The sequence below is a fragment of the Nitrosomonas sp. Is79A3 genome (assembly GCF_000219585.1).
Classification (GTDB): domain Bacteria; phylum Pseudomonadota; class Gammaproteobacteria; order Burkholderiales; family Nitrosomonadaceae; genus Nitrosomonas.
Genome location: NC_015731.1, coordinates 918778 through 940540 on the forward strand (window position 1 = coordinate 918778; position 21763 = coordinate 940540).

General features: G+C 46.2%; 18 protein-coding genes. 13 read left to right on the plus strand and 5 right to left on the minus strand.

Features of this window, described 5'->3' with window-relative positions; all coding sequences use genetic code 11:
- Positions 1-40: 40 nt before the first annotated feature.
- Complete coding sequence (locus NIT79A3_RS04150) at positions 41-703, plus strand: protein-L-isoaspartate(D-aspartate) O-methyltransferase (protein WP_041360128.1); 663 nt, start codon at positions 41-43, stop codon at positions 701-703.
- A gap of 19 nt (positions 704-722) precedes the next feature.
- Positions 723-1799, plus strand: coding sequence for a peptidoglycan DD-metalloendopeptidase family protein (locus NIT79A3_RS04155; protein ID WP_013965007.1), 1077 nt, complete (start codon positions 723-725; stop codon positions 1797-1799).
- A 78-nt stretch (positions 1800-1877) separates the two neighbouring features.
- Here the strand turns inward: NIT79A3_RS04155 and smbP are convergent, their stop codons facing one another.
- Positions 1878-2234, minus strand: a complete 357-nt coding sequence (smbP, locus tag NIT79A3_RS04160; protein WP_013965008.1) for a small metal-binding protein SmbP — start codon at positions 2232-2234, stop codon at positions 1878-1880.
- A 504-nt stretch (positions 2235-2738) separates the two neighbouring features.
- Between smbP and NIT79A3_RS04165 the strand changes: the two genes are divergently transcribed.
- From NIT79A3_RS04165 to NIT79A3_RS17685, 5 genes are all read left to right on the plus strand, one after another.
- Positions 2739-3965 carry a pyridoxal phosphate-dependent aminotransferase gene (locus tag NIT79A3_RS04165; protein ID WP_013965009.1) on the plus strand — a complete coding sequence of 409 codons (1227 nt, stop codon included), beginning with the start codon at positions 2739-2741 and terminating at the stop codon, positions 3963-3965.
- 89 nt (positions 3966-4054) lie between these two features.
- A complete protein-coding gene (locus NIT79A3_RS04170) occupies positions 4055-5368 on the plus strand; it encodes a homoserine dehydrogenase (protein ID WP_013965010.1) in 1314 nt (437 codons plus the stop codon).
- Positions 5369-5486: 118 nt separating this feature from the next.
- Positions 5487-6905, plus strand: coding sequence for a threonine synthase (thrC, locus tag NIT79A3_RS04175; protein ID WP_013965011.1), 1419 nt, complete (start codon positions 5487-5489; stop codon positions 6903-6905).
- A 218-nt stretch (positions 6906-7123) separates the two neighbouring features.
- Complete coding sequence (locus tag NIT79A3_RS04180) at positions 7124-9034, plus strand: di-heme-cytochrome C peroxidase (RefSeq protein WP_156797010.1); 1911 nt, start codon at positions 7124-7126, stop codon at positions 9032-9034.
- Positions 9035-9255: 221 nt separating this feature from the next.
- Entirely contained in the window at positions 9256-9975 is a 720-nt protein-coding gene (locus tag NIT79A3_RS17685) for a DUF2971 domain-containing protein (protein WP_013965013.1), read from the plus strand.
- Positions 9976-10317: 342 nt separating this feature from the next.
- On the opposite strand, the gene trbK is transcribed toward NIT79A3_RS17685, so the two are convergent.
- A complete protein-coding gene (trbK, locus tag NIT79A3_RS04190; protein WP_013965014.1) occupies positions 10318-10512 on the minus strand; it encodes an entry exclusion lipoprotein TrbK in 195 nt (64 codons plus the stop codon).
- A gap of 284 nt (positions 10513-10796) precedes the next feature.
- On the opposite strand from trbK, the gene NIT79A3_RS04195 reads away from it, so the two are divergent.
- The 6 genes from NIT79A3_RS04195 to NIT79A3_RS17690 all read left to right on the plus strand — a co-directional run bounded on the left by NIT79A3_RS04195 (position 10797) and on the right by NIT79A3_RS17690 (position 17888).
- A complete protein-coding gene (locus NIT79A3_RS04195; RefSeq protein WP_013965015.1) occupies positions 10797-11492 on the plus strand; it encodes a succinate dehydrogenase iron-sulfur subunit in 696 nt (231 codons plus the stop codon).
- On the plus strand, positions 11489-11722 hold the full coding sequence (locus NIT79A3_RS04200; RefSeq protein ID WP_013965016.1) for a succinate dehydrogenase assembly factor 2: 234 nt from the start codon (positions 11489-11491) through the stop codon (positions 11720-11722). The genes NIT79A3_RS04195 and NIT79A3_RS04200 overlap by 4 nt, the downstream gene beginning before the upstream one ends.
- A gap of 80 nt (positions 11723-11802) precedes the next feature.
- Positions 11803-13104, plus strand: a complete 1302-nt coding sequence (gene gltA / locus NIT79A3_RS04205; RefSeq protein WP_013965017.1) for a citrate synthase — start codon at positions 11803-11805, stop codon at positions 13102-13104.
- A 27-nt stretch (positions 13105-13131) separates the two neighbouring features.
- Entirely contained in the window at positions 13132-15972 is a 2841-nt protein-coding gene (locus tag NIT79A3_RS04210) for a 2-oxoglutarate dehydrogenase E1 component (RefSeq protein ID WP_013965018.1), read from the plus strand.
- A gap of 12 nt (positions 15973-15984) precedes the next feature.
- Positions 15985-17244, plus strand: a complete 1260-nt coding sequence (gene odhB / locus NIT79A3_RS04215; RefSeq protein ID WP_013965019.1) for a 2-oxoglutarate dehydrogenase complex dihydrolipoyllysine-residue succinyltransferase — start codon at positions 15985-15987, stop codon at positions 17242-17244.
- Between the two features lie 131 nt (positions 17245-17375).
- Positions 17376-17888: a PEP-CTERM sorting domain-containing protein gene (locus tag NIT79A3_RS17690; protein WP_013965020.1), complete on the plus strand. Its 513-nt coding sequence runs from the start codon at positions 17376-17378 to the stop codon at positions 17886-17888.
- Here the strand turns inward: NIT79A3_RS17690 and NIT79A3_RS04225 are convergent.
- The 3 genes from NIT79A3_RS04225 to NIT79A3_RS04235 are packed head-to-tail and all read right to left on the minus strand — an operon-like array spanning position 17833 to position 21532.
- Entirely contained in the window at positions 17833-18561 is a 729-nt protein-coding gene (locus tag NIT79A3_RS04225; protein WP_013965021.1) for a Crp/Fnr family transcriptional regulator, read from the minus strand. The genes NIT79A3_RS17690 and NIT79A3_RS04225 overlap by 56 nt on opposite strands.
- Before the next feature lie 24 nt (positions 18562-18585).
- Complete coding sequence (locus tag NIT79A3_RS04230) at positions 18586-19410, minus strand: response regulator (RefSeq protein ID WP_013965022.1); 825 nt, start codon at positions 19408-19410, stop codon at positions 18586-18588.
- Positions 19400-21532, minus strand: a complete 2133-nt coding sequence (locus tag NIT79A3_RS04235) for a PAS domain S-box protein (protein ID WP_013965023.1) — start codon at positions 21530-21532, stop codon at positions 19400-19402. The genes NIT79A3_RS04230 and NIT79A3_RS04235 overlap by 11 nt, the downstream gene beginning before the upstream one ends.
- Between the last annotated feature and the right edge of the window lie 231 nt (positions 21533-21763).

Sequence of the window (21763 nt, forward strand, 5' to 3'; positions counted from 1 at the left end):
GTTATGTTTGAGTGATTTGAAATTTTATGGATACTAATTGGTGAATGTTCGTCATTCTGGAATTGGTATGACTTCTCAGCGCACACGTATGCGAATGATTGAACGCTTACGTGCACAAGGAATTTCTGATGAAGTGATTTTATCAGTTATAGGTACAATTCCGCGTCATATTTTTGTTGAAGAAGCTCTGGCAAGCCGGGCTTATGAAGATGTTTCTTTACCCATAAATTACGGACAGACTATATCCAGCCCATGGATTGTTGCGCGTATGAGTGAGCTATTACGTGCAAATTCTACATTAGGTAAAGTACTGGAAATTGGAACTGGGTGTGGCTATCAGACTGCTGTACTGGCACAGATTGCGCAGAAAGTTTATTCGATAGAACGTATTGGGCCATTATTAACACGTACCAGAATTCGTCTGCAAGAATTACAGATCAGGAATGTTTATTTAAAACATGCAGATGGTTTGTTAGGGCTTGCGGAAGCAGGGCCGTTTGATGGTATTATCATGACAGCAGTGACAACACATGTTCCTGCTTCATTATTGGAGCAAATGGTGGTAGGTGGCAGAATGGTTTTTCCCAAAGGAACTCAGAAACAGAACTTGTGTATTATTGAACGGAATTCCCAAGGTTATACTGAAACTGTACTGGAAGAGGTGAATTTTGTACCTTTACTAGCAGGGGTTGTAAAAAAATAGCGGCTCAGGGAATATTGAAATGACAAATAATGCGACGCTCAAGCTGAGCGATATTGATATCTGTAAATATATCGTCAAGATATTTATTTCTTTATCAAAGCGATCACAATCATTACCTTTTAATTTTTATTTGCCGCTCGCCTTTTTTTTACTTGTTGGATGCAGTACAACACAACCGCCAGTGCCTGTCGTCGACAGTGTAAAAAGCGGCTCATCGGGACCAGCAAGACTAATCGAATCAAATAATCCAGATAGCCGGTTTTATATCGTACAAAAAGGCGATACGTTGTACGGTATTGCACTTAATCATGGCATTGATTTTAAAAAATTGGCGGAGTGGAATGATATTGCTGATCCAAAAACTATCCGGCCGGGGCAAAGAATTAGTTTGTCAATGCCAGCTAGAGATTCACAGCCTGAGTTGTTTGCATTGCCCCAGCAACCGATAGCAACAACGGTTGATCCGGCCATAAGTCCGGCTGATCCAAAAAATACAACTTCCCAGGAAAGTAATAATATTGTTGCTGCTGGTAAAGTGAAAACAAGCCCTAAAGCGCTTAAATTGCCTTTCTCCGAGCAGAATGTGGCTCAATTGCAGTACGCAACAAAGAGCCCGCTGCCAATGGCACAATCTTCCACAGTTTCCTCAACTGCAACAGAGAAAAATACTAAAATTGAAGTGGCTCCGCAACCTGAGTCATCAAAACCGGATAAGGCAGCCAATATTTCTAATGCCGATTGGATATGGCCGACAACGGGAAAATTGCTAGCATCTTTTTCTAAGAATTCCAAAGGTGTGAAGATATCGGGGCAGGCAGGACAACCAATTTTAGCATCCGCTGCGGGCGAAGTGGTTTATAGTGGTCATGGTTTACGCGGCTATGGGAACCTGATTATTATCAAGCACGACAATACATTTCTCAGCGCCTATGCGCATAATAGTAAGCTTCTGGTCAAAGAAGGGGAAGCGGTAATAAAAGGCCAGAAAATTGCAGAAATGGGTAATACAGATACTGACACAATTCAATTACATTTTGAGATACGTAAACATGGCAAGCCAGTAGATCCACTGGAATATTTGCCGCATCAATCATAACCAATATCAGATAAATATCTTTAAAAAAAGCGGATAGCCCAAAAGGGTTATCCGCTTTTTTTATCCGCTAGTCTATTTTTACTCGGTAGCTGCGTGTTGCATATGCTTTAACGCTTCTGCCGTATGCTTGGTCGCCACATCTGCATGACCTTGCTTCGCATGTGTGATTGCTTCCTCCAAATGCTTGATTGACTCCGTCATGTGTTGGTGTGCTTCGGCATACTCTTTTTCAGCAGCTTTTGCATGGGTGAGACTTTCCTGCGCATGTTCCAGCAATACTTTGGCATGGCCTGCTTCACCATGCGTTTTAGCAGCTTCTGCATGTTTTATAGCTTCGGCAGCATGCTGATTTGCACTCGATGCGATTGCCGGAAAACTAAAGCAGAATGCTAATGCACTGATCGCGATAATGCTTGCTGTTTGCTTGACTTTCATAAAGTTACCTCCGCACTGATTAATAAAATTACCAACAAAAAATATCTTCATTATCTAAGTGACCATGTTTACTCTAATTGATCGCGCTATGCTACGTGGCCAACGAGAAGAGCCATTCGCACTTGTGTTTATAGCATAAATTTTGAGTATTCGCGATTTAATCATTGACAGAGACCTCTGCACGGAACAAACCTTATCAGGCTGAGATTGATAATATTATGTTCAATATTATCAATCTGTTGATTGATAAATTGCGAATCTCTCAGTTTCTATATTACTCGCCGAACGTGCATGGGCGGCTTTCTAAATCAAGTTGACCAGCTGCACGGCTTCAGAATTTCGCAAGAGCGTTTTGGATAAGTGGTCTATGATGGAGCTCTTCCTACTTGTCCGTAATAAAATCACAGGGATTACGTATATAATGCTGCTTTTAATAGACTAGAAAAATGATCGTATTTTAGATTCTGAATCTTTCTCAATACCCGCGAATGCCTTTACCCTATCATGCGCCCAATTTTAAAATCCAGTAAATTAACAAATGTTTGTTATGACATTCGTGGTCCCGTGCTCGAACGCGCCCGGCAGATGGAAGAAGAAGGCCACCATATTATTAAACTGAATATTGGTAACCCGGCCACGTTTGGTTTTGATGTACCCGAAGAAATCCTGCAGGATGTCATACGCAATTTGTCGGATGCCTCAGGTTACTGTGATTCCAAGGGCTTATTTGCAGCGCGCAAAGCGATCATGCATTACACCCAGGAAAAGCAGATTAAGAATGTGCAGTTGGATGATATTTTTATTGGTAATGGGGTGTCTGAACTGGTCGTTTTGACGATGCAGGCACTTCTGGATAACGGTGATGAAGTACTGATTCCCATGCCGGATTATCCGTTGTGGACTGCTGCAGTCGTCCTCTCTGGGGGGAAAGCAAAGCATTATCTGTGTGACGAAGCATCGGGCTGGTTACCCGATCTGGATGACATCCGCGCCAAAATTACACCCAGAACACGCGCAATCGTCATCATCAATCCGAATAATCCTACTGGCGCGCTGTATCCGAAAGAATTGTTGCTGGAGATTATTGAAATTGCTCGCCAGCATCAATTGATCATCTATGCCGACGAGATTTACGACAAGATTTTGTATGAGGAAGCAACCCATACATCTATTGCTTCCTTGGCCGATGATGTGTTGTTTGTCACGTTTAATGGGCTATCAAAAAATTACCGTGCAGCGGGTTTTCGTTCCGGCTGGGCCGTAGTTTCGGGTGAAAAGAATCATGCGCATGATTATATCGCGGGGTTGAATATGCTTGCCTCGATGCGATTATGTGCCAATGTACCCTCGCAATTTGGTATTCAGACGGCACTGGGCGGCTATCAGAGTATTTATGATTTGACGCTGCCGACAGGCCGGCTGATGCGTCAGCGCGATGTTGCGTGGAAATTATTGACAGATATCCCCGGCGTGAGCTGTTTTAAACCGCAAGCGGCGTTATATTTGTTTCCGCGTTTGGACCCTGAAATTTATCCGATTGAGGATGACCAGAAATTTGTACTGGATCTGTTGTTGGAAGAAAAAGTTTTATTGGTTCAGGGCAGCGGTTTTAACTGGCGGCATGCGGATCACTTCCGCGTGGTGTTCCTGCCCAATGTAGATGACCTGACGGAAGCGATGGGCCGCATTGCGCATTATCTTCAGCGTTATCGGAAACGTCACGGCACATAATCCGGATTTTTTAACTGTTTATTTCTTGCCTTCTGGCTCATATAATCGGGTAACCGGTTATTCAATCAGTTTTTTTAACTTTTAAATTTATGAAACCCATCAATATTGGTTTATTAGGAATTGGCACTGTGGGCGGGGGTACTTACACCGTTCTGAAACGCAATCAGGAAGAAATAGCCCGTCGTGCGGGACGTGAAATCAAAGTCAAAATGATCGCCGACAAGGATTTAGATCGGGCGCGCAGTTTTGCGGATCACGATGTGATTGTGACCGATAACCCGCATGAAGTTACTACACATCCTGACATTGATATTGTGGTTGAGCTGATCGGCGGTCAGACGATTGCCAAGGACCTGATACTGGAAGCAATTGCCCACGGCAAACATGTCGTGACGGCGAATAAAGCCTTGCTGGCTAATCATGGCACCGAGATATTTGCCGTGGCGCGTGCAAAAGGGGTGATGGTGGCTTTTGAAGCGGCTGTTGCAGGTGGGATTCCGATTATCAAAGCGCTGCGTGAAGGATTAACGGCTAACCGTATTACCTGGATTGCCGGAATTATTAACGGCACTTCGAATTTTATTTTGTCGGAAATGCGCGATAAGGGATTGTCCTTTGAGCAGGTTTTAGCTGAGGCGCAAAAACTGGGCTACGCTGAGGCGGATCCTACGTATGACATTGAAGGCATTGATGCGGCGCATAAAATCACATTAATGTCAGCGATTGCATTCGGCATCCCGGTGCAATTCAGTAAAGTGTATACCGAAGGAATTACTAAGCTTACCGGCGAAGATATACGCTATGCCGAAGAACTTGGTTACCGGATCAAACTATTGGGAATTACCAAGCGCGTGGAAAAAGGCATTGAATTGCGCGTGCATCCCACATTAATTCCGGTGCGCCGTTTAATTGCCAATGTCGAAGGCGTGATGAATGCCATTGTCGTCAAGGGAGACGCTGTTGGCGCGACACTCTACTATGGCGCCGGAGCGGGCGCTGAACCAACGGCCAGTTCGGTGATTGCGGATCTGGTGGATGTGACGCGCATGCAAACCGCTGACCCGATGCATCGAGTTCCGACATTATCCTTCCAGCCGGATTTGTTGTCCGATACACCGGTGATTCCGATGGAAGATGTGGAAACCTCGTATTACCTGAGAATGCAGGTGATTGATAAACCGGGCGTGATGGCGGAAATTACACGCATCGTGGCGGATAACAATATTTCCATCAGTGCGCTGATTCAAAAGGAACCGAGTAGTGACTCGGATCGCGTCAGCATTATTATGCTGACGCACTTGACAGTGGAGAAAAATATCAACGCGGCCATTGCCCGCATTGAATCCTTGCCGGTGGTGACGAATAAAGTGATTCGTATTCGCATAGAAGAATTAAATAATTAGAATTGAGTCCTTGAAATGGATGCGGTGATGATCATTGCATTCATTTTTCAGGCGCACTCCCTGTTTTTTAACGCTGTTGCGTGCTGCAATAGCCTTTACTGAACTCATACTATCAAGCATGCGTTATATCTCGACCCGTGGTGGAATGCCACCTAAATCTTTTTCAGAAATCCTACTAAGCGGATTGTCTCCCGATGGCGGATTGGCGATACCGGAAGCGTATCCGCAAATTACCGCAGCAGAATTGAATGCGTGGCGTGGCCTGAGTTATCCGGCGCTTGCGTTCGAAATCCTGTCGCGCTTTGTCGATGATATTCCGTCGAACGATTTGCGCAATCTGATTCATCAAACCTATACCGCCGAAGTGTTTGGCAGTGCAGATGTCGCGCCGCTTAAAACACTGGAACCGGGTTTGCATATCCTGGGATTGTCCAATGGGCCGACGTTGGCGTTCAAGGACATCGCGATGCAGTTGCTTGGCAATTTGTTTCAATACCAACTGGCCAAAACCGGTGACGAGCTGAACATTCTCGGTGCGACCTCGGGTGATACCGGTTCCAGCGCCGAATACGCCATGCGCGGCAAGCACGGCATCCGGGTTTTTATGTTGTCTCCGCTAGGGAAAATGAGCCGTTTCCAGACGGCGCAGATGTTTTCCTTGCAGGATAAAAACATTTTCAATATTGCCATCCGCGGCGTATTTGACGATTGTCAGGATATTGTCAAGGCAGTCAGCAACGATCATGCTTACAAACAAGCGCATCGAATAGGCACGGTCAATTCAATCAACTGGGCGCGCATTGTGGCGCAGGTGGTGTATTACTTCAAAGGTTATTTTGCTGCAACCAAATCCAACGATGAACAAGTGTCTTTTGCTGTGCCATCCGGCAATTTTGGCAATATTTGCGCGGGTCACGTGGCGCGAATGATGGGCCTGCCGATTAAACGCCTAATTCTGGCGACCAATGAAAATGACGTATTGGATGAATTCTTCAGAACCGGGGTGTACCGTCCGCGCACGACGACGGAAACCCAACACACCAGCAGCCCGTCAATGGATATTTCCAAAGCCTCCAATTTTGAGCGCTTCATTTTTGATTTGACCGGAAGAAACGCCAAGCAAGTGGCTGAATTGTGGTCGGCGGTGGACAAAGGCAATGCTTTTGATTTATCGACTACCCCGCTGTTCGCAAAAATCAAGGATTACGGCTTCATGTCCGGCAGCAGCAACCACGCCGCGCGGATTGCCACGATTCGCGACATCTATCAGCGCTATCAGGTGCTGGTCGATACACATACCGCGGATGGCCTGAAAGTCGGTCAAGCGCACCGGGAAGCCGGAGTGCCGCTGATTTGCCTGGAAACCGCATTGCCCGCGAAATTTGCCGAAAGCATCCAGGAAGCCATTGGCCGCGAACCGGAACGCCCGGCGGGTTTTGAGAACTTGGAAAGTTTGCCGCAGCGGTTTGTGGTTAAGGATGCGGATGTGCAGGTGGTGAAGAATTATATTGATGAGCAGTGTAGTATATTCATGTAGGTTTCATCTAATAGTATTTACTGGAATGAATTGATATTAGACTCATATAGTACTCATGAGATTTAATTGAGATGCTAAAACTTATTCTGAAATCAACGTGGTTCTATAGGTTACCAAAGAGATTACTGTTCTTTTTTACTGCTTGCATTACCATTTATGAGTCGTATAGTACCTTAAAGGTAGTAGCAATCTTTTTTTCTATTTTAATTTCCCCCCTGATGATACTAGTGACACTAATTCCAGAATCAGGTATAGATTCTGAGAGTGGCGCTGCTATAGTTAGTCAAGATTCATTCGGCGATAATTACACCGAGATTCGATACCTTGATCAGAACTGGAACTCAGCAGATAGCAACTGGTTTTACAACACTACGATAGGGTCGAATCTGATGCCTTATGATTTCTTTATGGTGTTAGAAAAGGAAGGTGGTGGCGAGCTGTTTCGTTCAAACGAGAATATGAATTTCTATCGCTACCTGATCCGTAAAGCATCTTCTGGAAACCCGGATGGATTACCTGTCGGTTGGGTCAAGAGCGATTACAAAAGCCAGAAATATATTGGTTTGACTTGCGCAGCATGCCATACCGGTCAAATCAACTATAACGGTGTCGGTATCCGCATTGACGGTGGCCCAGCTAGTGCAGATATGGAAAACTGCATAATCGGTCTGGCAAAAGCATTGCAGTACACCAGCAATAACGAGGAAGCCAAGAAGCAGTTTGTCAAGAATGTATTGGCGCGAGGTCATTATAAATCTGAAACTGAAGTGCTCGGCGATTTGGTGAAATATGAACAGCAGCTTATTAACTACATCACCATTAACCGCAGTCCGACGCCATATGGTTATGCACGATTGGATGCATTAGGTCGTACCTACAATCGAGTGCTGGAGCACCTGATCAGCGAGAAAGAATTACAGGAACTGCTGCTTGATCACAAGATTATGTACGATGGCAACATGGATGATGAGAGATTTAACAAAATCATCAAAGAAATTGCCAGAATTTCAACTGGCGATCAACGTGACCGCATGATGGAATACTTCACTCACACTCAGTATTTAACCAAGCAACAATTAGATCGAATGCGCACGGAATTGTTTAATCCTGCGGATGCGCCGGTCAGCTATCCATTTTTATGGGATACATCGCAGCATAATTATGTGCAATGGAATGGGGCGGTGATGAATTCCAATTTGGGTCGTATCGTATTTGGTACTGAGAAAGTCATCGGTGTATTCGGTTCATTGGATTGGACTAAAAAAAATTTCAATTCTTCAGTCAGTATTTTCAACTTGCGCAGTTTGGAGTTGCATTTGCAGAAACTTCAATCGCCGCAATGGCCGGAGGAAATTTTGGGTGAGATCGACAAGCAGCGTGCGTCGCAAGGTAAACAGATTTTTAATGAATATTGTGCAAGCTGCCATGATAATATCCTTCCGAGGATGTATCGTGTCAGTGATATCGGCACTGACCCAGTGATGGCCGAGAATAGTTTCAGTCATACTGGTTATTCCGGTATTCTACGCAATCAATATGTCGGTGTAGGCATCGGCAATATTTTGCTAGGTGAGAAAGTCCCAATGGTGGCTCTGCTGACTAAAGCAGCGCTATCTACTATTTCTACAATTGATTCAGACAAAAATTCTTTTGAGCGTCGATTAGATCGGAGCGCTGATTTTTTCAGAGCCTCTTTTAGTAATGCGCCGTATCCTTCTATTAAGCAAGGCAATTACGATCCAGATACTACCGCGAAGCCATTTGCTTCATTAAATGCCTATAAAGCGCGCTCATTGAATGGTATTTGGGCAACTGCACCATATCTGCACAATGGCTCCGTTCCAACATTGTATGATTTGTTATTACCCAAAAAACGTGAGGGGGATCCAAAAGACGGAGAATACCGTCCAGATCAGTTTGAAGTGGGTTCGAGAGAATTCGATCCGATTAAAGTCGGCTTGAAAAGCAGCGGTTATGAAGGGTTCAGATTTGATACCAGTTTAAAAGGCAACAGCAATGCTGGGCACGAGTATACAACCGGTAAAACAGCGCAACTGAATGGAAAAATCCTTAAGCCACTTACGAAAGAAGAACGGTTAGATTTGTTGGAGTATCTAAAAACTTTATAACTAAATAGTTACGTTAAGTCAGCATCATCTGGGAATTAGTTTGAGACAGTAAATGATGAGGTTTTTTGAATTGATAATTGCTATCACTTTCTTTGCCTTTTACTCAATCAGGTTATCAATAAATGGTAATTCGATGCATTGAATTTGCAGAACAATATGCCATGTGATCGCACGAATTAACATCTGGGGAACATGAAACAACTACCTCAAACAATTCATCAATGATTGTATACCACTTCATTTCTTCCAAATTTGCCCTGAAAGCATTGCGTGACCGCCGTTTGAAAATTGCGCGCATCAATGAACTGAACGATCCATTTCAATTGTGTGCTGCCGGTTTTTTCGATAGCGATACCCAAACCAAACTGGAAACATTCAAAAATCAGGCGAATGAGCGCTATGGTGTGATTTGTTTTTCTAAAGGCTATCATGATCCCGTGCTGTGGAGTCATTATGCCGATGGTCATCATGGAGCTGCCTTGGTGTTTGAAATTCCCGATGACCAAGCGATCGCAATTAATTATCAGCCTGAGCGCTTTCATTGGGATGTTGATGCCGCTATTCAGCGCGGTGGTTTTGATGAATCCGATTTAAGTAAACTCATTTCGACCAAATTTTCCAGCTGGTGTTACGAAAATGAGGTACGAATGACGTGCGGCCTGAACGATCATTATTGCCAAATCGACTCAAAAGGGAAAAAAATGTATTTCGAGTCATTAAGCCTGGAATCTTTTGGTGTGGATGCGTTGAAGTTAATCGGATTGATCCGCGGCATCCGGTGTGATTTGAGTCCTATGGATATTGCGAGCGAATTACTGGCAGCGGATACGCTTTCAGTTCAGGATACCCAATTGGATTTATCCTCCTTTCAAATCATTTCCGGGAAAACTTACCCGGTCAATGGCGTGCGATCATTTTCCGCTTGTTGCTTTAGGGTCTGATTATGATGGGATTTAAATAATTCCATTTAACGCAGCCCGCGTAGGGTTCATTGATAATGCGCCGGACTTATTTATAAGACGGCCTCATGTACCATCGCTCGGTGCTACGATCTAAAAAGACAAGCCAAAACTGGCTAAATTGGTTTTAAAACTGCGTAGTCTTGGTGCCGGGCTTTACATTTGACATGTTCTTTCCTTCTTTTTAATCTGCTCATGTCAAACGCATGGTCGGACACTCAAGTCTGCAGAAGCCGGATTCATCGCTCGTCAAGCGACATTACCCCCAGGCGTTTAATGTTCTAAAACCATCCCTGGGGTTTGCCGAATTCCTATACGTGCGTTTTAATTTGCTTTTTTCAAAGCATCACATTGATCAATAAATGCTTGCCGTTTAGCTTCGTCGTTCTTAAATTCTGTCAGTGCTGACTCCATTCCTCTGCCCGAGCAATTCACGGAATTAGCTTCGGGAACGTTGTTACAACCGATCAATGCGGTACTAAGAATAAGGATACAAACGGCACTATGTTTAAAATTCATCTGAAATTTCCTTTATAAAATATTCACTATGGCTTGTTGGCACTATTCAATTTCTCAATCGTTTGGCGTTGGTCCGGCCACACGAACCTAACGGGTATAATTCTACCTGAATCCCGGCGACATTAATTGCATCTGTACACTACGTTTTTCAATACATTGCTCGCTTGTTAGGTGGAAAAGATAAGTCAAACTATGCTAATCTGGCTTCAAATCTGTATACTTTGTTATGTATTGAGTTATTTCTATCGACTATAAGCCGTGTTCAAACCATCTGGAGCCAGCCTATGAAGTTTTCGATTTACCGCTATGATCCCGATAAAGATGAAAAACCTTATATGCAGGATTACGACATCCAGTTGGCAGGAACCGACAAGATGCTACTGGATGCGCTGCTGCGCATTAAATCGGCCGATGACAGCCTGAGTCTTCGCCGCTCCTGCCGTGAAGGGGTGTGTGGTTCGGATGCAATGAATATTAATGGCAGTAATGGACTGGCGTGCATCACACCGCTCAGTAGTTTGAAAGAGCCTGTAGAGATACGCCCATTACCCGGATTGCCGGTCATTCGTGATTTGATTGTTGATATGACGCAATTCTTTCACCAATATCATTCCGTCAAACCTTATCTCATTAACAATGATCCGCCACCAGAAACAGAACGGTTACAGTCGCCTGAGGATAGGGCGGCTTTGGATGGCGCCTACGAGTGTATTTTGTGCGCTTGTTGTACAACATCCTGTCCTTCCTTCTGGTGGAACCCGGATAAATTCGTAGGACCAGCGGGGCTACTGCAAGCTTATCGTTTTCTTGCCGATAGCCGCGACCAGGCTACCGCTGAGAGATTGGATAATCTGGAAGATCCTTACCGGCTGTTTCGTTGTCATTCCATCATGAATTGCGTTGCTGCTTGCCCTAAAGGCTTAAATCCGACTAGCGCGATTGGAAAAATCAAAGATATGATGGTAAAAAGAATGGTATGAAGGAACTTGAACGCGCACGCTGGCGATGCCGGCGTGGCCTGCTTGAGTTGGATATTGTTTTGCAACGTTTTATGGATCAGTACTACACGCAGTTGGATGAGTCAGGGCTGGAACAGTTTGAACGATTGTTAGCTTTACCGGACAATGATTTGTGGGATTTAATCACGGCAAGACAAGTCACGACAGATGATAACTTGCAGCAGGTATTGGAATTATTACAAAAGAGTTAGATTTTGGATGATATTCTGGGGATTCTGGAATTTTCTAATAGTGCATACTAATCAATCATTGCTACATGTGGAGAAGTAAAATGGCACAAAAAGGCATAGCAACATTAAATCTTAATGATGGCAGCGCGCCCATTGAATTACCCGTTTTATCGGGAACGATGGGACCCGATGTGGTGGATATTCGCGCACTGCATGCAAAAAGTGGCGTATTTACTTATGATCCAGGGTACTTGTCGACGGCCAGCAATAGCTCTGACATTACCTTTATTGATGGTGACAAAGGCATTTTGTTATACCGCGGGTATCCCATCGAACAACTCGCGACCCACTGTGATTTTATCGATGTTTGTCATCTGCTGATGAAAGGTGAATTGCCCGATACTGAGAAAAAATCAGAATTCGATCGCTCAATTAAAAATCATTCGATGTTGCATGAGCAGTTGGTCAGGTTTTTTAGCGGATTCCGGCGCGATGCGCATCCAATGGCAGTCATGGTGGGTGTCGTGGGTGCCCTATCTGCCTTTTATCATGAAGCATTGAATATTTCTGATCCGGCGTACCGGGAACAATCGGCCTTCCGCCTGATAGCAAAGTTGCCGACTATTGCGGCAATGGCCTATAAATACAACATCGGTCAACCCTTCATTTATCCACAGAATCAATTAGGTTATGCGGAAAACTTCCTGCATATGATGTTTGCCGTACCGAGTGAAGAATACAAAGTGAATCCAGTAATTGTTCGCGCGCTGGACCGGATTCTGATTTTACATGCCGATCATGAACAAAATGCTTCCACTTCAACCGTTCGATTGGTCGGCTCCAGCGGAGCGAATCCTTTTGCTTGCGTTTCGGCAGGGATTTCCTGTTTATGGGGGCCTGCACATGGCGGCGCCAATGAAGCCTGCTTGCAAATGCTGGAAGAAATCGGCGATGTGTCACGCATTGATGAATATATCAAACGCGCTAAAGACAAAGACAGTAATTACCGGTTGATGGGCTTTGGTCATCGTGTCTACAAGAATTTTGATCCGCGCGCCAAGTTAATGCGTGAAACCTGTCATGAAGTTCTGAATGAATTGGGTTTGCACAATGATCGCTTATTTAAGCTGGCGCTACAACTTGAAAAAATTGCATTGGAAGATGAGTATTTTATTTCCAGAAAACTCTATCCCAACGTGGATTTTTATTCAGGGATCGTACAGCGCGCCTTGGGAATACCGACCAAAATGTTTACCGCTATTTTTGCCATGGCAAGAACAGTCGGATGGGTGGCGCAATGGAGTGAAATGGTTTCAGATCCGACCCATAAGATCGGGCGTCCGCGTCAATTGTATACAGGTACAACGATGCGGGATATCCCCAGTTCGTATTCAAGAAAATAGTTTTCTTTTATAAAGGCTGCCAATCTTATGAACAAGCAGTTGTTTGATGATTCCCTTTTATCCGGCGCAAACGCTTCGTTTATTGAAGCGGTTTATGAAGATTATCTGCATAACCCGAATTCTGTTGCTTCAGCTTGGCGTGAATACTTCGATCGGCTGGCTAAGCAACAGGATACTACTGTTAATAAACAGCCCCAAGGTGTAGTCAGCAGCGCTTCCGTTACCACAGCCGTAACCTATTCCGGGACAGAAAGTCAGACTGCACTGCCGGACATCATGACTGCTGATTCTGATGATCGCAAGCAAGTCGCAGTCCTGCAACTCATCAACATGCATCGCTATCTCGGCCTAAACCAGGCCAAGCTGGATCCCCTTGGACTCAAACAACAATCAGATGTGCCCGAACTGGATCCTGCTCATTTCGGCTTCACCGAAGCGGATATGGACAAGGTATTTAATACCGGTTCATTGGTAGGTCCTGAACATGCCACGCTACGTGAAATTCTGCAAATTCTTCGGGAAACCTATTGCGGATCCGTCGGTGCGGAATATATGTATATCTCTTCAGTGGAGCAAAAGCGCTGGATTCAAGCGCGATTGGAAGGCCAGCGATCAAATCCGAATTATTCGGACGAAGATAAACGCCATATTCTTGAGCGGCTGAATGCAGCGGAGGGATTGGAAAAATACCTGCATACCCGCTATGTCGGACAGAAGCGTTTTTCCGGGGAAGGCAACGAAAGCCTAATACCATTGCTGGATTGTTTAATTCGTCGCGCAGGCAAAGCGGGGATCCAACAGATTGTGATGGGCATGGCGCATCGCGCCAGACTGAACGTGTTAGTAAATACGCTGGGCAAGATGCCTGCCGATCTTTTTCGCGAATTTGAAGAAAAGCAGCCCCAGGATTTACCCTCGGGCGACGTGAAATATCACCAAGGCTTTTCTTCTGCAATCAAAACATCTGAAGGAATTGTCCGTTTGGCATTGGCCTTTAATCCTTCTCATCTGGAAATTGTCAACCCAGTGGTCGAGGGTTCGGTGCGTGCGCGCCAGCACTTATTAAACGACAAATTGGGTGATCGCGTGTTGCCGGTATTAATTCACGGTGATGCCGCGTTTGCCGGGCAGGGTGTGGTGATGGAAACGCTCAATTTGTCGCAAACTCGTGGATATGGTACGGGTGGCACGGTGCATATCATCATCAATAATCAGATCGGATTTACCACATCCGATCCACGCGACAGCCGCTCGACATTGTACTGTACCGATGTCGCCAAGATGATCGAGGCGCCGATTTTTCATGTCAATGGCGATGATCCGGAAGCGGTAATCATGGTGGCTGAACTGGCGTTTGATTTCCGTATGCGGTTTCATAAAGATGTCGTGATTGACATGGTTTGTTTCCGTCGTCTTGGCCATAATGAGCAAGATGAGCCCATGGTGACGCAGCCGAAGATGTATCAGATCATCAGCAAACATCTCGGTACCCGCAAGCGCTATGTTGATAAACTCGTGGCAGAAGGCGTGATTAAACCGAAAGATGCGGATGACCTGGTTCAATCCTACCGGAATGCCATGGATGAAGGCGTAAATCCCAATAAAGCGGTTTGTTATGACTATCAATCCCCGTACACCATTAATTGGGAACCTTTTCTCAAACCGTTTAAATGGAACAAAAAAGTTAAAACCGGTGTTGCAATTGAAACGCTGAAACAACTTGCAATGCGCTTGACCGATATCCCTGAAGGCTTCAGGCTGCAACAAAGGGTTGAAAAGATAATTGCAGACCGGCGTTTGATGGGAAATGGAGAATTACCGCTGGATTGGGGAATGGCAGAGAATCTAGCCTACGCAGCCTTGCTGAAGGAAGGCTATCCGGTGAGACTCTCGGGCCAGGACTCGGGACGTGGTACTTTCTTTCACCGTCATGCGGTATTACATGACCAGGTAACAGCAGAGGAAGATGAGCGTATTTATGTGCCGCTACGTCATATTTATCCCGAACAACCGGATTTTGTCGTTATTGACTCGATGCTATCCGAAGAAGCGGTGTTGGGTTTTGAATATGGCTATGCAACTACGCAGCCGAACGAACTGGTGATCTGGGAAGCGCAGTTTGGCGATTTTGCCAATGGCGCTCAGGTAGTGATTGATCAATTTATCGCATCCGGTGAAGCCAAGTGGGGGCGCGTATGCGGTTTGGTGATGATGCTGCCGCATGGCTATGAGGGGCAGGGTCCAGAGCACTCTTCCGCACGGCTGGAGCGTTATTTGCAACTGTGCGCGAATTATAATATTCAGGTGTGCGTGCCTTCCACACCGGCACAAATGTTTCATGTGCTGCGGCGGCAAATGATCCGCCCGCTCCGCAAGCCCCTGATCATTATGAGTCCAAAGAGCATGCTGCGGCACAAAGAATCCGTATCGAGTCTGGAAGATTTGGCGAATGGTCATTTTTATCCGGTAATACCTGAAACCGAGAGTCTGGATTCCAAAAAGGTGAGACGCATCATCGCCTGTAGCGGAAAGATTTATTACGAGCTGATGGCTTACCGCAAGGAGCAACAAATAACGGATATGGCGATAATTCGCCTGGAGCAGCTTTATCCATTTCCGCATGAGGAGTTTCAGGCGGAAATCGATCGTTTCAGTACCGCCAAATCGGTGATCTGGTGCCAGGAAGAGCCGGGTAATCAAGGCGCATGGCATCGCATTCAGCACTATTTGCGGCGGCATATACGGTCTGATCAGATCCTGGGTTACGCGCTGCGGGAATCTTCTGCTTCTCCGGCAGTCGGTTATACGGCCCGCCATAAATTTACGCAGAATGAGTTAATCGTGGCAGCATTTAGAGACAAAATCTAAAAAGAGGGCACCATGCTAGTTGAAGTCAAAGTTCCCATGTTATCTGAATCCGTAGCGGAAGCTACCTTAATATCCTGGCATAAAAAAGCAGGAGATTACGTCAACCGGTCAGAAAACCTGATTGATGTCGAAACCGACAAGGTAGTGCTTGAATTGCCTGCGCCCAGTGCTGGTGTATTGACCAAAATTTTAAAAAAAGATGGCGCAACGGTTGCCAGCGGTGAAGTCATCGCGATGATTGAGACGGAAGCAACCGATCAACAGGATAATCAACCTAAACTGGCACCCGCTACCGAAAAGCAGACTGAAATACCGGCTGTTAAAACTACTGAAACGATCAGCGCCAAAGGCGATGAACAAATGGCACCGCTGTTGATGCCTGCTGCACACAAACTGGCGGAAGAAAATAACTTGAGAGCGGCGGAAATCAGTGCCATCAAAGGGACTGGCTTGGGCGGGCGTGTTACTAAAGAAGATGTGCAAGCGTATATGGAAAGCAAACCCAGCCCGGCAGCAGATGCCGAGACTAAATCCGGTTCAGTCAGTACACCAGCGCCACCTGTTCCGGGTGCGCGTGCGGAACGCCGAGTGGCCATGTCCAGACTGCGGCAGCGGGTTGCGGAACGTCTGGTGCAATCGCAATCCACCGCGGCGATTCTGACTACGTTTAATGAAGTCAATATGCAGGCGATTATTGATCTGCGCACACGCTATAAAGCCGAGTTTGAGAAGGAGTATGGTGTCAAGCTTGGCTTTATGTCGTTCTTCGTCAAAGCAGTCATTGCTGCATTAAAGAAATATCCGATTATTAATGCATCCGTTGAAGGCAATGACATTGTTTATCACGATTACTACGACATCGGCATCGCCGTCGGCAGTCCGCGCGGACTGGTGGTTCCGGTTATCCGTGATGCAGACCGTTTAACGCTGGCCGGGATTGAACTGCAGATCGCCGAATTCGCCAAACGCGCGCAGGACGGCAAGCTAACCATTGAAGAACTCAGCGGCGGTACTTTCTCGATTACCAACGGTGGTGTATTCGGCTCCATGTTGTCCACGCCGATTATTAATCCGCCGCAAAGCGCTATTTTGGGTATCCATGCGACCAAGGAACGCGCAGTGGTCGAGAACGGACAAATCGTGATCCGTCCGATGAATTATCTGGCTTTGTCGTACGATCACCGGATTATCGATGGCCGGGAAGCGGTATTGTCTCTGGTGGCGATGAAAGAAGCGTTGGAATATCCGATGAGTCCGTTGTTGGAGGCATGAGAAGAACTTTGAGGACATCGTATTGGAGAAATTGCTGCAAGAGGATTTCAGAACCATTATCGATACTGCCTTTCTTGATGTTGTAGCTTAAAAAGTAAATTCATTTTGCGTGCATAGAGAAGAACATTTCCATGAAAAAAATTTCTATTGCGTTATCTCTCATTTCTTCAAGTTTAGTGTTGGGAACAGCTTTTGCAAACCCAATTACCGGTGATTTGCCCAGTTCTTCTTATGTCATCAAGGGTAACTTGGCGTGGACGTGGGCTTCACCGGTTAATGTGCAACACTGGATAAGTAATGAGCTTTTTGCACCGAGCTTTCATAGTGGCTGGCGCTTCGCAACGGAAGCCGAAATGCGTAATCTACCTACTTTAGAGGAATTTGGTTTTGGTACTATTCAATCGGTGGCATACTGGAATTCGGCATATACGCATGTTGATGTTACCGATTTTGAGAGAGGCTATGTATCAAGCCAATGGGGGCATGATGTATGGGATACCTTCTATGTTTCCACTATTCCGGAACCAGAAACCTGCACGATGCTGCTTGTTGGATTGGGTCTGCTGAATCTTTTAGCACGTCGCAGAGTTACAGTCCCTTGCGGTATTGCACATCACACAGTAGCCGATCAAATTCTTTCCTGACTACACCATAACACTCGCAAACGCAGGCCTCTAGTCCGGAACGATCGAGTACTGTAATGTGACCGCGGCGGTAATGAATATTGCCTGCGCGCTGCAAATTTCCGGCTGCCTCGGTAATGCCTTCGCGGCGTACACCAAGCATAATGGCGATTTGCTCCTGCGTGATGACGAGATCTTGAGAGGGTGCGCGATCGAGTGTCAACAATAGCCAGCGGCACAACCGTTGTTCTATCGAATGATGCCGATTACAGGCCGCTGTCAGGCTCATCTGTGTCATGAGTGCCTGGGTGTAGCGCAATAACAAGCTTTGCATCAATTCTGCGCGGTTGAATTCCTGTTTGAACAAGCGGCTTTCGAGGCGATAAGCGTGACCGGCAGTTTGCACCATGGCTGAACTGGGTGTGGTATCGCCCCCCATGAAGAGTGCAATACCGACGACACCTTCATTGCCAACCCCCGCGGTTTCGGCGGATGCGCCAGACTCCGTGACATAGTGCAACGAGACGATGGCGGTGGTGGGGAAATAGGCGTGCCGTAATTGTTCGTTAGGTTCATAAAGGTATTCGCCGAGCGGCATTGCAACCAGTTCCAGGTGCGCCGCTACGCGCTCGAAGTCGGTTTCAGGAAGCGCGGCGAGGAGGTGATTTTGATTGGGACTATTGGGTAAGAGCATGGCAGAGTATCCGAAATAGGCATTCTATTTTTTGGATGTGACCTCTAATCCGATGCCGCGGTAACCGATATAGCCACAAAGTCGGTTGAACATGGGCTCCCCACTGACGCGAAATTTTTGATGTGAGCCATCATCATTGGTCCGGCTAAATTCGAAATCCAGAAAGGGTTGCCGTGCGGCAATCTTTGCCTGTAATTCTGCATGCTCCGCTGCATTCCATCCGGATAGCTTATCGTTACTTGATTCGCCCGCCAAAGAGTCGACTCGAACGCCGAGCATTTCCAGAACCGGACCGGAGACTTTGGTATAGTTCCCGTTTTCGTCTTGCTCCCAATACCAATCGGAGGCTAATTCAGTAAGACTGCGATAGCGCGCTTCGCTTTCGCGTAGTTCGGCCGTGCGTTCCTGCACAGTCTGTTCCAGTAATTGATTGTGTTGATGAAGTAGCCTATAGAGCAATCGTACTTCGAGTATGTTATGGATGCGCGTCTTTACTTCTACCAGGTCAAACGGTTTACTGATAAAATCCTTGGCACCGGCTTGCAACGCACGCAGCTTGTGGCCAGGCTGCGCCGTAAGTACGATCACTGGCAGATAGTCATCCGACTCGTTGGTCTTTAAGCCTTCCATCACCTGAAATCCATCCATATTGGGCATCTGTAAGTCGAGTAGAATGAGGTCATAACCGGTCTTACGATGACGTGCGCAAACCTCCTGTGGATTCATGGTTGATTCCACTTGCGTATAACCGGCGTCGCTAAGTAACTGCTCAAGCATACTGACATTGGGTTCTTGATCATCAACAATAAGGATGCTGGCGTTAAGAATGTCGGGGGTACTAACTATCATATTTTTTTTCCATATTTGTGCCGGCTGATTGCGTCTCGGACAATTGTAGTGCTGCGTCTAGGGTATCGAGAAATTCGTTTAGCTTGATGGGTTTTGTGAGGTAACGAAAGAATCCGACTTCCAGGCCTCTTACGATATCTCGCGGCATAGCATTGGCACTGAGCGCGATAACCGGTATATGAGCTGTCGTTGGATCTTTGCGCAGAATATTCAGTGCATGGATCCCGCTAATGCCAGGCAGATTGATGTCCATGAGGATCACATCCGGCAGCGAAGCGCGCGCAATTTCGATACCACGGAGGCCATCTTGAGCGCTCAGCAAGTGGATATCAGCCCGGCGTTCGAGCAGATTTTCTACTAACAGCAGATTGGCTGGATTATCCTCGACATAGAGTAAGGTGCGTAAAGGCATTTCAGCTGAAATATTTGCCGGGACAATAGCCAGGGACTGATCGTCATCTCGCGTTATTTGTGGGGCATCCGTCAGAATTAATTCGATCCAGAACACACTGCCTTTCCCGACAGTGCTTTCCGCCCCAATTGCACCGCCCATTAATTCTACCAACCGCTTGCTGACTACCAGCCCGATGCCCGTGCCTTCCTCTGTGCCGGCCTCTCGTCCAAGCCGGTTGAATGGCTGGAACAGTTGTGAGAGATTTTCCACGCTCAAGCCTTCTCCAGTATCAGTAATGCTAATGCGGATACGGTCTGCAGTACTTGCGCTGTTGTAGTTCACTACCACCGTTCCGCCTGCCCTATTGTATTTGATCGAATTAGAAAGCAGGTTAATGAGAATTTGTTTTACTCTTGTCCGATCCGCCTTGATAAAGTAGGTGCGATCGAACTGAGGAAATCTCAGGGAGATGCCGCTTTTTTGTGCTTGAGGCTCGATCATGGCTTGGCAATCGCTCATTACTTCGTTTAGCGACATGGGTTCCAGTGACAACATCAGCTTGCCGGATTCGATCAACGCGAGATCGAGGATTTCGTTGATCAAATCCAGCAAATACCAGCCAGCCAGGAGAATTTGGTCAATATTGCTCTTCTGGCGGGGGGTAAGCGGCGGTGAACCTGATTCGATCAACTGGGCGAAGCCGAGGATTGCATTAAGCGGAGAGCGTAACTCATGGCTCATGCTCGACAAGAAATCCGATTTTGCGAGGTTGGCTTTTTCCGCGATAGACTTGGCACTTTCGAGCTTGATATTTGTTTCATTCAGAGCCTGATCAAGCAGTATGCGCTCCGTGATATCGCGCGCTGAAGCGAACACACCTTGCAGTTTACGGTCACGGTCGTGAAAAGTCGTTGCATTATAAGACACAACCGTTTCTTTGCCGTCTCTGGCGTGTGCAGTTAGCTCATAATTGGTAACCCGATTTTCAGCCAGCACTCGTTTGATGCCTGCTTCAGCTCGTTCCGGATCGGTAAAATAATTTTTGAACGGTGCACCGATCAGTTCATCCCGCGTGCAGCCAGTGAGCGCTTCCATTTGCTTGTTGACATCCGAAATCATGCCGGACGGGTCGGTGGCTATTAGCGCATCAATATTGGATTCGATGAGAGAACGTGTGTAGAAGTGCTGGTCGCGCAAACGTTGATCGAGTTTTTTCTGTTCCGCCTCGGCTTGTTTCCGCAGTGTATTATCAGTACCAATCAGCAAAAAACCGATGATTTCGTCCTGAGCGTCGCGCAGTGCCGTGACGGAAACTACTCCTGGGAATCGGCTGTCATCCTTGCGGATAAAGGTAAGTTCGTAAATATCCTCGATACCCCGGGAGGCTTTGAACACGAGTGCCTCAAAGCCCGGAGTGATTAGTGTGGAGAGTTCTATGCTTAAAGCCTTGGCACGTGAAATGAGTTCTTTAGGATCAGAAATATCTGCTAGCGTGATTTTGTCTACCACTTCTGCGGCTGTATAACCCAGCATGCGTTCTGCGCCAACATTAAAAATCTGAATTACACCTTTGGCGTCAGTCGCGATGCTTGAAAAATTGGCGCTATTGAAAATGGCGTTTTGCAACGCTTTCGTTCTAAGCAAAGTCTCCTGACGCCGCATTTCAGTAGCACCGTCTGTTTTGGCTTCACCATCAAGGGCGATTATATTGATCTCTGTTTTAAACAAAGCCAGTCTCCGTATAAAACGTACAACTGCACGCGTTCAGATCTTGTGTATTAGAATAAAAAATGAATGCAGGAAAATCGTTAAGAAGTGTATTTTTTGAATTACTGTCAATGGACACCTAACATAGCCTGAACGAATTGGTGCTGGCGGTTTAATACTTTGAATGCGCCACCGGCATAGTTTCAACTATAAGCTAATGTAACATATATATCTTCTGTATGGTTATGTCTG